Source organism: Alteromonas sp. RKMC-009 (assembly GCF_003584565.2).
Taxonomy (GTDB): Bacteria; Pseudomonadota; Gammaproteobacteria; order Enterobacterales; family Alteromonadaceae; genus Alteromonas.
Window position 1 is genome coordinate 925,120 of the sequence record NZ_CP031010.1, and the last position, 13,832, is coordinate 938,951.

The window sequence follows — 13,832 nt, forward strand, 5'->3', positions numbered from 1 at the left end:
CTTGTCCTCAGGTCTGACGCTGTCGCATGACCAGCAGAAAGAAAACACTGCCGATGGCCGACGTGATAATACCGATGGGAATTTCCCTTCCGGTAAAGGCAGTGCGGGCGAATACATCTACCCACACCATGAAAAATCCGCCGAGCAGCGCGCAACCAATAAACAGGATGCGGCTGGTGACGCCCAGCCAGTGCCTGACAATATGCGGGATCATCAGTCCCACAAAACCAATGCCACCGCAGTAGGAAACAATGGCCGCTGTCAGAGCGGCGCAAAGGAGTAAACATAAAACGCGCATCCTGGTGACGTTTACGCCCAGCGTACGGGCACTTTCATCGCCCAGCAGTAACGCATCAATCTGCGGTCCGTAGAGGTACAACACGCCGGTACTTACTGCCACAATCAACAGCATGGCCCAGGCATACCAGCCTTCCACCCGCGCCAGCGATCCCATGAGCCAGAATACCACCTGGTTAGCAGCGAAAGGGTCCCCGACAAACAGTAAAAACTGGCTGAGTGCACTGAGCATGAAAGACACGGCAACACCAGCCAGTAACATGTGTTCTATGCGTCTGCCGAAAGTAGTGTGTGACAACACCTGCACCAGCAGCACTGCCAATACCGCTCCTGCTAACGCAGATGCGGGCAGGGCGAAGCTGTACATTTGTGCCGGAAAACCGGCTTCGCTGCCGGCAGGGCTGTTAAACAGCAGGGCGGCAACGGCTGCACCGAGTCCTGCGCCTGCAACAACGCCGAAAAGATAAGGGTCGGCCAGGCCGTTCCGTGTGACATTCTGCAGTGTTGCGCCGGCTACAGACAAACCTGCACCCACAAGAAAGCCGGTGAGTACGCGGGGAGCACGAATTTCCATAAAAATCGCCTGATCAACCGGATCGGCACATTGTGAGAATACGCACTGAAAAATCGTATCTGCGGATAATGATGCTGCACCAAAAAACAGTGACAGAACAGGGGCTGAAAGTGCCAGTAATACCAGCAGGATCCATTTAAACTTCATGGGATTGTCCTGAATGCTGTTGCCATTGATGCTCAGTATTTTGTGGCATGAACTCTACGCGGGCAGAGCCGGGTGAATGACCTTTATGGACGGTACAGGGGATCCTGAATGTGTCACTCAGCCTTTCTGCTTCCAGGACCTGTTCCGGTGTGCCGGTGGCAATGGCTTTACCGTTGTTGAGCAAAACAACGTGATCGCAGTAGGCGGCAGCCAGATTTAAATCATGCAAACTGACAATCACGGTTTTCCCGTGTTGCTGACAAAGACTGTGCAGCAAATGCAGAACCTGGTGCTGGTAATACACGTCAAGGTGATTAACCGGTTCATCCAGCACTAATAGTGATGCGCCCTGTACCAGAGCTCTGGCGATAAGACATCGTTGTTGTTCACCCCCGGACAACTCACTGAAAAACTGGTCCCGTTTATCGCTCAGGCCTACATCGTTCAGTGCGCAGTCTATCACCTGCATGTCGGCTTTGGTGTAACGTGATAGCAGGTTTTTATGGGGAAGCAAGCCCATAGTAACCACCTGACGGCTGGTGAGGGCAAATACCGTATCGTTTACCTGATTGACCACGGCGATTTGTCTGGCGAGTGCCTGAGGAGAAAGGGTATTAAGGTGCTGGCCCTGCCATATTACCTTGCCTTCACTTTGCCGCTGGACGGTGAGGATTTTCAGTAAACTGGTTTTGCCCGCCCCGTTGGGGCCCAGAACACCGTGAAACTGACCACCGCAAAAGGATAAGGTCATATCATCAAGAATGACTTTGTCACCGGCTTGTAACCGGATGGCTTCAGTTTGTAAAGCCGTGGTTGTGGTCATGGTGTTCTGCCGCGTCAATCCGGGCGCAGGAGAAAACACCGGTCAGAACCGGTACAGGCAAGGTCTCCTGCCAGAAGATGTGGCAGAGACAGTGTCACTGTCTTCGTGTTTTCCCGCACGAGTTAAGTATTTAAATGGTTATATTTGCACCATGATGTCTGTCAAAAGGCGCAAGGCCGGAGTTTGGTATCTGACTTTGCTGACAGGCAGCATTACAGTTGCGGGTACAGTTCCGGATTTTCACCGGATTCCCAATCAGGCTGCTCATTATCTGATGAGTACAGCACCTCCGGAATGTGTGCCGGAGTCTAGCAAGTTTTCTGCTGGCTGACGAGTTCGCTGATACATATATCAACGATTTACCTGCCTGTTCATGCCACAATACTTTAGGAGAGAAAACGTATGACAGAAGAAACGCCTGTATATGACCTGTTTCAATAAAATCGCATTTGCAGGATGCAGATTACTTATTCTGCTGATATATTTTCATTAACACGCTTTAATGATGGCCTGGTCGTTCCACTGCGAAGGATTGCCGGATTTCCACATACCTCTCGGCTACTCTATGCTTTCAGGCAAGTGGCTTACAGACACTAAAAAGGTAGGTATATGTCAACACAAAACGCGCTTCTCACGATTCTTGTTGAAAAGATTAATAACGATACACTGGTACTGCCCACTTTACCGGCCATTGCGCTGAAAGTCCGTAAGGCAGCAGATGATCCGAACGTGAATCTGAATGCCATGGGAGACGTTATCGGCAAAGATCCTTCTTTAAGTATGCGGATGATCAAAATTGCCAACAGTGCATACCTGGGCCGTACTGTTAAAGTCACATCCATCGGTCAGGCGGTAACCCGTATCGGCCTGCGCCAGATTAAAAACATTTCCACTGCGCTGGCAATGGAACAGTTGTTCGTGTCCAAGAATGATGTCGTTGCCAAACACCTGAAAAAAGAATGGGCTTCAACGGTTAATGTAGTGGCCTATTCTATGGCTACGCTGCAGCTTTACATCAACCGCACGAAGAACCGTGAGCTGAGCCTGGACACCATGACCCTCGCTGCTCTGGTGCACAACATTGGCGTACTGCCTATTCTCACAGAAGCGGAACGCCACGAAGAGGTGTTTGCGAATCCGACCTTCCTGAATGTTGCCATTGATAAGTTGTCCGGCCGGATTGGCGGCAGCATCATGCGAGCCTGGGATTTCAGTGATGATTTCACCGTGGTAGCCGAGCAATGGCGGGATCTGTCAGTCATACCGGAGAAGCTCTCTTACTTGGATTTTGTCCGTGTTGGTGCAGCGCTGGCGGGTAAAATGGAAGGTCAGAAGGATGCCGTTCTGAATCTGGCAATTCAGCGTGGCGTAATTGAAGACATTAAAGAACTGACCACTGACGAATATAAAGAAATGTGTGTTAACGCCAAGCAAGTCTTCGCCTGAGCTTAACTGTAATATCTGACCGGCAGCGCTGTTGCCGGTCTGAATCTTCCGCTCATCCCCTGATAGCATCCACGTACTTTCTCACTTTTTCTGTTCATATTCCTGTTCATTCGCTCACGGATATTCTTTTTATCCCGGACAGAGTCGTTTTCAGGTGAACGATGAATTCGTTTGTGCGCTATAGCGCACAGTGGTAAACTTTGTAGTCTGTGTTGTGCGTTATAGCGCACATTTTTAATTTGACGGAGAATATTGTGTCCACATCATCACTTCCAGGGCTGAGCCATATAACTGCCGGACTCACCGCCGTTATCGTGGGATACAGCAGTGCAGTGGTGCTGGTAATAAAGGCTGCTCAGGCTTCCGGAGCAGATGCGGGCATGATTGTCAGTTGGTTGCTGATGCTCGGGCTGGGTATGGGCATCACCTGTATCGGCTTTTCCTGGTTTTATAAAGTGCCGGTGGTTACGGCATGGTCCACGCCGGGCGCTGCTTTTCTCATTGGTGCTGCAGGCGGATTTTCGCTGGCAGAAGTCATCGGGGCTTTTGTCATCGCGGCATTGCTGGCACTTATCGCCGCCCGTAGCCGTTTTATTACTAAGCAAATAGAGCGCATCCCGCCTGCGGTATCTTCGGCCATGCTGGCGGGTATTTTACTGCCCGTATGTCTGGGCATATTTTCTGACGCGCCGGAGCATCCGCTTCTGGTGGTTATATTTATCAGTGTGTATTTGCTGGGTACGGTGTGGTTTCCCCGCTATAGCATGCTGATATTGCTCGCCGTGGCACTGGTTGCTGGTATGTGGGTGGCCGGTGAGCCTGCAATGGCGTTTGAGTGGGCCTGGCCGGTACCTGTATGGGTCGCCCCGGCATTTACCCTTTCAGCGACAGTCAGTCTGGCTGTGCCGTTATTTCTTATCACGCTGTTATCGCAGAATTTGCCCGGCATCGCTATCTTAAAAAGTTATGACTACCATCCGGATGTGAGACAGGTTCTGTCAGGGGTGTATGTGGTCAATCTGATCACTGCACCTTTTGGGGGTTTTGCACTGAATCTGGCAGCCATTACTGCGGCGATTTGTATGGGGGAGAACGCGGGAACAGACCGGCAGCAACGCTATAAGGCCGGAATCATGGCCGGAGCAGGTTATTTACTCTTTGGTGTACTGGCTTCGCTGGTGGTGTATTTGTTCAGCCAGATGCCGCTGGTGGTTGTGCATCTGCTTGCCGGACTGGCTTTATTCAGCACACTACAGGCATCATTGATCAAGGCGCTGGATGATCAGGCTCACCGTAAAGCGGCTTTGTTGACTTTTCTTTGTTGTGCATCCGGCATCACTGTGGCTCAGCTTGGGGCACCGGTATGGGGATTACTGGCTGGTTTATGCGTGCTGGGGCTGGATAAACTGCAGGCCCGCATTAAATCAAAGCGGGCCTGAGCTGGGTAAGCTTAACGTTATTCGTCGTTGAGCTTCAACGTGGTGCGCATGAAATCGAGGAACTGACACAGTTCGGCTGACATCAGTGCAAACTCTGCATCCATACGGGCTTCAACCTGATCTTTAGGAATATCTTCAGATTCTTCTTTTAAACGGTCAGTAAATTTCACCCGTTTAAATGAGCCGTCTTCCGCGATGGTTGCTGTGAGTACTTCCTGCCAGGCAAAGCCGACTTTCTGAACCAGCTTGCCGTTGTCCAGGTGCATTGTGATTTCTTCGCTGTCCAGAGGCTGGTTTTTACAACGGATCACACTCTCCAGATCGTCTGTCGACTTCAGCTCTGCTTCTTCAAGCAGTTCAATACCTTCAGGCGCGCCATCTGTCAGCCAGTGGGTCAGCTCTGATTGCAGGCTGCGGCGGGCCAGTGGTACCACAGGCAGTGACGAAATGGCTTTACGGACCAGAGCCAGCCAGGCTTCAGCTTTACCGTCTGCAGACGCGTCTATTACGACCATTTTTTCAGGAATAGAAATGAAGCCGTGGGTGTACGTGTTACGCACGAACGCCTGTGGCAGCAGTTGGAAAATGATTTCCTGCTTCAGATCCTGCTGTTGTTTTTTGCCCACCGGTGAACCGGTTTCTGCTTCGATGTGTGCGACCTTGTCAGCCAGTTCAGCATTGACCACTGAAGAGGGCAGAATTTTTTCCTGTTTCTTTACCGTGATCCAGTAGCGTTCCTGCACTTTGTGGAACATCACGCCTTCTTTTCCGGCCTGAGAGAAAGGCGAAGCAAAGCCCATAGTGGCGGTGTCCTGTTTACCACAGGGACGGAAAGCGTTATCCATCAGCATACGGCTGAGATCATCATCGTCCAGAGAAAGTGGTTGAGTAAGCTGATAGGCTTTGAGGTTTTTAAACCACATAGAAAATACGTCCTGATCCAGATTGTTTTTATTAAGGGCGGCAAGCGTACCAATGCCAGCGTTTTGCTGCAACGCTGGGCTGTGGTTTTTAGTAAAGATCAGGCGTGTTTATCAGGAAAGCGGATAACGTAGCGGAGGCCTTTTTCCGGTTCGCTGAAAGCTTCAATCGAACCGTCCAGCGTTTGGGTAACCAGGTTAAACACGATATGTGTGCCCAGACCACTGCCACCCTGGTTTCGCCGGGTTGTGTAGAAGGCGTCGAACAAATGAGTTAAAGCCTCTTTACTCATTCCTTTACCATCATCCTGATATTCCATCACGATATGACCGCCATCACGGGACACGGCCAGCGAGATATGTCCTTCTTCTATATGCTCAAAGCCGTGCATCAATGAGTTGATCATCATATTGGTGACAATCTGGGCAATGACGCCGGGCGCGCAGAGGATCTCAAGATCTGCAGGACACTGAATATTGACCTGATGTCTGGTGTTCTTAAAGGTAGGCTTCAACGACTGCAAAATTTCATGCAGGTAGCTGTTCAGATTGAAAAGACGCTCTGCTTCACTGGTCTGATCTACTGCGACCTGTTTAAAACTGGCAATCAGATCAGATGCCCGGTTCAGGTTGCTCAGTAGCAGGGTGGACGCCTGTTCGGCTTCATCTATGAAAGCATTCATGGACTTGTTCGATAACGTTTTGTCATCGAAGGCGGCCCGTAATGATACCAGGCGCTCATTCAGGTAACTGGCAGCGGTAACACTCACGCCGATGGGGGTATTAACGTCATGGGCGATACCGGCTACCAGACCGCCAAGTGATGCCATGCGCTCAGATTCCACCAGTTGATCTTTGATCAGATTGAGCATTTCCATATTTCTTGCCAGTTCAGTATTCCGCTTCCGCAATTCATCTTCAATGTACTGACGGTTTTCGTTTTCCTGGCGCAGTTCCCGCTGATTAGCGATGAGCTCATCTTTTTGTTGTTCAAGATCGAGCATAATTTGCGATAAGGATGCGGTTTTTTTTGCAACTTCCTGCTCCAGGATGAGGTTCTGATCATCCAGTTTTTTATTCGCCTGGCGCAGAGCTTCCCGGGTACCTTTCAGCTTTTCCTGGGAGTCGACGAAGTCGTCGATAACCTGATTAAAAGACTGTTGCAGCATGCGTAATTCGTTGTCTTCGCCGTCTGTCACCTGAATTTTAGAATCTTCCGGATGTTCAGGATCGAAAGTCGTCATTTGCCCGGTCAGTTCTGCCAGTGGCTCAGAGAGCATATGTTTAAAGGCCGTCATGAACAGAAATATCAGAAAAGCGGTTTTTACAATGGCATTACCGATAAGGAAGAAAATACCGACTTCGATGCGGCTTAAAATGATGTCGAAGCTGGAGTAGAGGGTTACATCACCGACGAAAGACTCCCGGCCGGAAAACTCAAAAATGAGCGGGAAGCTGTAACTGAAAATACCGCCGGGGTGGTCCTGCATGATACCTGTTTGCACAGGGCTGCCGTTGCTCGGAATAGTCTGACCTTCATCGGCCACCAGATCGCCGTTTTCATCCCTTACCTGAACGCCTTCAATAGTAGGGAGTTTAGTCAGGCCTTCTGCAATGATGCGGGCCTGAACCTTGTTCAGTTCCCAGTTGGCCCGTGTCAGGCTTTCTGCAAAGGTATTTTTGAGGGTACGGAGTTCACTTTCGATGTGATTTTTTGTACTCAGATACTCAGTGAAAATTTGTCCCACTGTAACGATGAGTGTCAGGATGAAATACACCGACAGTACCCGCGTGAGCAGCTTGCGCGACAATCCTGTCTTAACTGTGGCCATCCAACCGTAACCTCACCGTGAAATCCTGATTCCTGCTACACAGAATAGGCGTAAAAGCTTGAATTAACAAGCGAGATGATATTCGACAAAAGCATAAAAAACCGTAATCTCCTTGACACATAAATGTAATCGTTTTAATAAAACTGTCACAGATCACCTTAATAATAGCGGCGTTTTGTTATGAGCAGGAAAATATCAATGTCCCGTACTGTCTTGATAGTGGAAGACGAAGCGCCAATTCGCGAAATGCTGAAATTCGTTCTTGAGCAATCAGGTTTTGATACCGTTGAGGCTGAAGATTTTGATGTGGCACAACAGAAAATCTGTGAACCATATCCGGATTTGATATTGCTTGACTGGATGTTACCGGGCGGTTCCGGTGTCCAGCTTGCTAAAGGATTGAAGCAACATGAGTTTACCCGTGATATTCCCGTTATAATGTTAACGGCACGGGGTGAAGAAGAAGATAAAATCCGCGGGTTAGATGCCGGTGCCGACGATTACGTCACCAAGCCATTCTCTCCCAAGGAACTTATCGCCCGTATTAAAGCGGTAATGCGACGTGTGACACCGACGTCCAGTGAAGAGCCTATTGAGTTTAATGGTCTGAAACTGGAGCCGATTTCTCACCGTGTTATGGCGAATCATGATCCGTTGGATATGGGGCCTACAGAGTTTAAGTTACTCCACTTTTTCATGACTCATCCGGAGCGGGTGTACAGTCGTGAATTGTTGCTGGATAACGTGTGGGGCACGAACGTCTACGTTGAAGACCGTACCGTTGATGTGCACATCCGTCGTTTACGGAAAGCCATTTCTAAGCACGGACATGACGCGATGATTCAGACAGTACGTGGTGCAGGTTACCGGTTCTCTACCAAATTGTAATCTGACGGCGCACCGGCATACGTTGCGTGCGCCGCCCGACATTGTCACAATAGCCTTCACATTAAAATAAGGCCTTCAATTACATGTACTATCCTTTTTCCTGGCTGAGAAGCGCAATTCGCCTGCTGGCCTATTTGCTCGTCTTCGCGCTGGTGGGGTTGTACCTGGATGACATGTTATTCGCCATTACGCTGGGCGCGCTGGGGCTGCTGATAATCAACTACTGGCAGCTTTTTAAGCTCAACCGCTGGTTATGGCATAGCCGGAAAATGTCTCCGCCCACGGTCAGCGGGGTGTGGGAGCATATCTACGAAGGTATTTATTATCTCCAGCGGCGAAACCGCAATAAAAGGAAAGAACTCGGGGAGCTGGTAAAGCGTTTCCGTGAAGGGTCGGAAGCCTTACCTGATGCCGCAGTGGTGGTGGATTCCAAGGCCTGTATTATCTGGTGCAACCGGCTGGCAAGACTGGAAATGGGGCTTAAATGGCCCGGCGACGCCGGCGCACGTATTGATAACCTTATCCGGCATCCTGAATTTATAGAATATTTTCATGCCGGCGATTTCAGCCATCCTATCGAAGTACCCGCACCGGCAAACCCCAGTAAAACATTCGAATACCGGATCATGCCCTATGGGGAAGAGCACCTGTTGCTGATTGCCCGTGACGTGACCCGTGTTAGCCAGTTAGAAGAAATGCGTAAGGATTTCGTGGCAAACGTTTCACACGAATTACGCACGCCGCTCACCGTGATCTCCGGTTATCTGGAATTGTTACCGGATAATGAAGACAATCCCATGGTGACCAAAGCGCTCAAAGAAATGAACGCCCAGACTCACAGAATGCAAAACCTGATTGAGGATCTGCTGGTATTGTCACGCATCGAAGCCAGCTCTGAGCGTATCTACGAAAATAAAGTCAATATGCCTTCCATGTTCCGGCAACTGGAAAAAGAAGCGCAGACACTTAACGCAGAAAAAGGTCATACCATACGCTTCCATATCGACCCTGAACTCTGGGTTTTCGGGGTGGAAACAGAACTTCGCAGTGCCTGTTCTAACCTGGTGTTTAATGCTGTGCATTACACGCCGGCCGGGGGCGAAATTGATGTTTACTGGAAACGGGATGATCACGGCGCGTTATTTGCGGTGGTGGATAACGGTGACGGTATTGAGCAGAATCATCTTGCGCGGCTGACTGAGCGTTTTTATCGTGTGGATAAGGCACGTTCCAGAAAAACAGGTGGTTCCGGTCTGGGCTTATCTATTGTGAAACACGTGCTCAGCCATCATAATTCGCAGCTGGATATCACCAGTACAGTAGGCGAGGGGAGTCAGTTTTCTTTCCTGCTGGACGAAGAGTTAATTACGGAGAAGTCATGAGCCGGTTTACGGCCTTAGTTCTGTTCCTTTGCTGTTCTGTTATCTTCCGGGCCCATGCCGCTGAGCCTGTGCCGGAATATAGCCGCAGCCCGGGCGTGGCAGGGAAAATTACCTCCGTAGGGTCTGATACGCTGGCCAACCTGATGACCCTTTGGTCGCAGGAGTTCATGGAAATGTATCCGCAGGTGAAGTTTCAGATCCAGGCTTCCGGTTCTTCTACTGCGCCGCCGGCGCTGACAGAGGGCACGGCGACGATCGGCCCCATGAGCCGTGAAATGAAACCTTCGGAAATCCGCGATTTTGTCCGTGAGCATGGTTATCCGCCTACGGTGCTGAAAGTGGCCATGGATGCCATTGCCATTTTCGTCGAGCGTCGTAATCCGGTTGAAGGCCTGACACTGGAGCAGGTTGACGCTATCTTTTCTGCTACCCGTTATTGTGGCGCCGGCTCACCGGTGACAGACTGGTCAGAACTCACCGGGAATTCAGCAAACAGCCCTTCACCCATTCGCCTGTTCGGGCGAAATTCTGTTTCCGGTACTTACGGCTTGTTTAAACTCATGGCGTTATGTGACGGAGATTTCAGGACGACAGTGAATGAACAGCCCGGTTCTGCTTCCGTGGTACTGTCGGTTGCAACCAGTCAGCATGGAATGGGGTACGCGGCCTACGGGTACAAAACCGCCGGTGTAAAGGCGCTGTCAATTGGCGAAAGCGTGGATTCACTGGTGCCCTTGACCACAGAGACTGTACGTAACGAAACCTATCCTTATGCCCGCTTTCTCTACCTGGTAGTGAATAAAGCACCGGGAAAACCTCTGCCCACACTGGAGCGGGAGTTTCTGAAGTATGTACTGTCAACACAAGGGCAGCTGCAGGTTCAGCGTGACGGCTATTTTCCTGTCAGGGAAGATGTATTACTTCGCCAGCGCCGTCTTCTGGACAACGTTCAGCGTTAAAAACGCCATGATGGCTGTCATTTTTCCTTCATACTTTCGTTTAATTGTTACCGGCAAACTCGCCGGAGTGCCGCTTTTTTAACGCTAAACAACGTATCCAGCCTTTAATTCCCCCTGTGACGGGAAATAATAAATTAAGCAAAATCATATACTAAGATTTTTAATCATCCTACAGGTCTGATTTAGATACTAAAAGTTCACTTTTCACTGTGAAAGTTTTGTGACAACGCAGAAGTGTAACAAATGTGTCATTTAGCTTAGGTAAAGTGCCTGCGTTTTCTAAATCCATAATTATATTTGCACTTGGAGAGATGAATGGAACTTAAGCACTTATTTCAGGCTTCAGCAATCGCAGCAGCGCTTGTTTTAGCCGGCTGTGGTGGTGACATCAATATCAGCGAAGGCGACATCGACAACAGCGTTACAAATAACAACGGAAGTAGTGGCGATTCTGGTTCAGGTGATTCTGGCGATACTGATACTGCACCCGGCGAAGTGAGCTCAGGTCTGAGCACTCAAGTTTCAACTGCATTTGACAGCGACGTCACTGTTCGCGTACTGTCTGGTCGTTTAACTGCTGATGACGCAGACGACAGCGGTAACATTACTCTGACTAACGACACCGTATGGGCGCTAGACGGCGCGGTTTTCTTCGGTAGTGACAACGCAGACAGCGTAAACCTGGTTATTGAGCCGGGCACAACTATCTTCGGTCGCAGCGGTAACGACTACATGGTTGTCAGCCGTGGTTCTACTATTGAAGCAAACGGTACTGCAGCAGCACCGGTAATCCTTACTTCAATTGAAGACGTAGTTGGCGGTGACGCTCAGCCTGGTCAGTGGGGTGGTCTGGTATTGTTGGGTAATGCGCCATCTAACCAGTGTCCTGATACAGGTGACTGTTCTCTGCAAATCGAAGGTGCTGAAGAAGGCGCGGTATTCGGTGGAACAGACGATACAGACAGCTCCGGTTCAATCAGCTACATGGTTATCAAGTACTCAGGTTTCGAAATTGCACCGGATAACGAGCTGCAAGGTCTGACTATGGGGGGTGTGGGTTCAGGTACTTCTATCGACCACATCCAGGTACACGCATCTTCAGATGACGGTATCGAATTCTTCGGCGGTAGCCCGCAACTGAAATATGTTCTGATCACTGGCGCTCAGGATGATTCATTAGACTGGGATAACGGCTTCACCGGTAAAATCCAGTATGCATTCATCGAGCATGCCACTGACGATTCTGACGCAAACCGTGGTATCGAAGCGGATAACGACGGTTCAGATCCGGCTAACGAGCCTCAATCTAATCCTATGATTGCTAACATGACAATCATTGGTAATAACTTCGACGGTGACGACGATTCAGAAGGTGTTTACCTTCGTGAAGGTACCGGCGCACAGATCTACAACATGGTTGTAACGGGTCCTGCTGGTATGGGCGAGTGTTTCGAAGTTGAAAACGTGACTGAATCTCAGGCTAACCTGGCTGACGGTACTATCACGATTCAAAACTCTGTTATGGCTTGTCGTAACGGCGAAAACTTCAAGAATGACGACGGTGCAGTTGACCTTGAAGACTGGTTCCTGAACACCATGACAGGTAACTCTGTATCTGAAGCTATTGCACTGAATGCAGACGGTTCTCCTACTTCAGGCAGCCCGCTGTTAGGTGCCGGTGCTGATGCATCTCAGATTGACGGTTTCTTCGATGCAACTGACTACATCGGTGCGTTAGACGGAACAACTGACTGGCGTGAAGGCTGGGCATTTGGTTACGGCGGCGGTGAAGTGACCGGCGTAGTTGAAACTGTAGAAGGTTGCCCTACCGGTACGTCTGAAATCACTTCTGTTGACGGTACAACCACAACATGTGAACTGTCTGGCCGTATTACTTCTGACCTGACACTGACTGAAGGCAACATGTATGCTCTGTCTGGTGCAGTATTCATCGGTAATGACAATGCTGACAACACCACACTGACTATCGAAGACGGTGTAACACTGTACGGTGCAAGCGGTAACGATTACCTGGTAATCAGCCGTGGCTCTAAAATTGATGCGCAGGGTACTGCTGCAAACCCAATCACTTTCACTTCACAAGCTGATGTGGCGTCTGACGCCGGTGAGCCTGGTCAGTGGGGTGGTCTGGTAATGCTGGGTAACGCGCCATCTAACCAGTGTCCTGAATCTGGCGCATGTTCACTGCAAATTGAAGGTGCAGAAGAAGGCGCAGTATTCGGTGGTACAGACACTGCTGATAACTCAGGGACTATCCGCTACGTGCGTATCATGTACTCTGGTTTCGAAATCGCACCGGACAACGAGCTGCAAGGTCTGACTATGGGCGGTGTTGGTTCAGGTACTGATATCAGCTACGTTCAAATCCACAAATCATCTGACGATGGTGTTGAGTTCTTCGGCGGTAACGTTGACATGAAGTACGTAGTACTGACTGACAACCAGGACGACAGCATTGACTGGGATAACGGCTTCCAGGGTCGTATGCAGTATGTATTAGTGCGCCAGGCGACTGACAACTCTGATGCAAACCGTGGTATCGAAGCTGACAACGACGGTTCAGACCCGGCTAATGAGCCACAGTCTAACCCGACTCTGTCTAACGTCACTATTATCGGTAACGAGTTTGACGGTGATGACGATTCTGAAGGTGTTTACTTACGTGAAGGTACAGGCGCTCAGCTGTCTAACTTCATCGTAACAGGCCCTGCAGGCATGGGTGAGTGTTTCGAAATCGAAAACGTTAACGAATCACAAGCTAACCTGTCTGACGGTACAACAACCTTCACTAACTCTGTTATCGCTTGTGAAAACGACGAGAACTTCAAGTTTGATGACGGTGCAGTTGACCTGGAAAACTGGTTCCTGAACACCATGACCGGCAACGCAGTTGTTGCTACTCAGGCTGAAGTAGTTAACGGTATCTACAGCATCACTGATGCAGTAACGCCTAAAGACTGGACTGGCGACACGTTCTTCGACAATGCTGACTTCGTAGGTGCAGTATCTGAAGACAACGACTGGACAGCTGGCTGGACTGTTGGTCTGGAGTAATCACTCCTAATCCCACCATCAGAGCAGGCACGTTGCGGTAAAAGTAACGT

General features: G+C 49.8%; 10 protein-coding genes and 1 riboswitch. Of the genes, 6 read left to right on the plus strand and 4 right to left on the minus strand.

Features of this window, described 5'->3' with window-relative positions; genetic code table 11:
* Window positions 1-7: 7 nt before the first annotated feature.
* Both DS731_RS04035 and DS731_RS04040 read right to left on the minus strand, forming a co-directional pair.
* Window positions 8-1,018 (minus strand): FecCD family ABC transporter permease, encoded by a 1,011-nt coding sequence (locus DS731_RS04035; RefSeq protein WP_119500120.1) that lies wholly within the window; start codon window positions 1,016-1,018, stop codon window positions 8-10.
* A complete protein-coding gene (locus tag DS731_RS04040; RefSeq protein WP_119503291.1) occupies window positions 1,008-1,841 on the minus strand; it encodes an ABC transporter ATP-binding protein in 834 nt (277 codons plus the stop codon). Before DS731_RS04040 ends, DS731_RS04035 begins: the two co-directional genes overlap by 11 nt.
* A 164-nt stretch (window positions 1,842-2,005) precedes the next feature.
* Window positions 2,006-2,147, minus strand: a riboswitch (cobalamin riboswitch).
* A gap of 303 nt (window positions 2,148-2,450) precedes the next feature.
* On the opposite strand from DS731_RS04040, the gene DS731_RS04045 reads away from it, so the two are divergent.
* Window positions 2,451-3,287 (plus strand): HDOD domain-containing protein, encoded by an 837-nt coding sequence (locus tag DS731_RS04045; protein ID WP_119500121.1) that lies wholly within the window; start codon window positions 2,451-2,453, stop codon window positions 3,285-3,287.
* Window positions 3,288-3,541: 254 nt separating this feature from the next.
* Window positions 3,542-4,726: a benzoate/H(+) symporter BenE family transporter gene (locus tag DS731_RS04050; protein WP_232373475.1), complete on the plus strand. Its 1,185-nt coding sequence runs from the start codon at window positions 3,542-3,544 to the stop codon at window positions 4,724-4,726.
* Between the two features lie 17 nt (window positions 4,727-4,743).
* On the opposite strand, the gene rdgC is transcribed toward DS731_RS04050, so the two are convergent.
* Both rdgC and DS731_RS04060 read right to left on the minus strand, forming a co-directional pair.
* The gene (gene rdgC, locus DS731_RS04055) at window positions 4,744-5,649 is read right to left on the minus strand and encodes a recombination-associated protein RdgC (protein WP_119503293.1); all 906 of its coding nucleotides are present in this window, start codon (window positions 5,647-5,649) and stop codon (window positions 4,744-4,746) included.
* A 98-nt stretch (window positions 5,650-5,747) separates the two neighbouring features.
* Window positions 5,748-7,478 carry a sensor histidine kinase gene (locus tag DS731_RS04060; protein WP_119500122.1) on the minus strand — a complete coding sequence of 577 codons (1,731 nt, stop codon included), beginning with the start codon at window positions 7,476-7,478 and terminating at the stop codon, window positions 5,748-5,750.
* A gap of 198 nt (window positions 7,479-7,676) precedes the next feature.
* Between DS731_RS04060 and phoB the strand changes: the two genes are divergently transcribed.
* The 4 genes from phoB to DS731_RS04080 all read left to right on the plus strand — a co-directional run bounded on the left by phoB (window position 7,677) and on the right by DS731_RS04080 (window position 13,782).
* The gene (phoB, locus tag DS731_RS04065) at window positions 7,677-8,366 is read left to right on the plus strand and encodes a phosphate regulon transcriptional regulator PhoB (RefSeq protein ID WP_119500123.1); all 690 of its coding nucleotides are present in this window, start codon (window positions 7,677-7,679) and stop codon (window positions 8,364-8,366) included.
* Between the two features lie 83 nt (window positions 8,367-8,449).
* Window positions 8,450-9,748 (plus strand): phosphate regulon sensor histidine kinase PhoR, encoded by a 1,299-nt coding sequence (gene phoR / locus DS731_RS04070; RefSeq protein WP_119500124.1) that lies wholly within the window; start codon window positions 8,450-8,452, stop codon window positions 9,746-9,748.
* Window positions 9,745-10,707: a PstS family phosphate ABC transporter substrate-binding protein gene (locus DS731_RS04075; RefSeq protein ID WP_119500125.1), complete on the plus strand. Its 963-nt coding sequence runs from the start codon at window positions 9,745-9,747 to the stop codon at window positions 10,705-10,707. Before phoR ends, DS731_RS04075 begins: the two co-directional genes overlap by 4 nt.
* 315 nt (window positions 10,708-11,022) lie before the next feature.
* Window positions 11,023-13,782 (plus strand): hypothetical protein, encoded by a 2,760-nt coding sequence (locus tag DS731_RS04080; protein WP_119500126.1) that lies wholly within the window; start codon window positions 11,023-11,025, stop codon window positions 13,780-13,782.
* Window positions 13,783-13,832 lie beyond the last annotated feature (50 nt).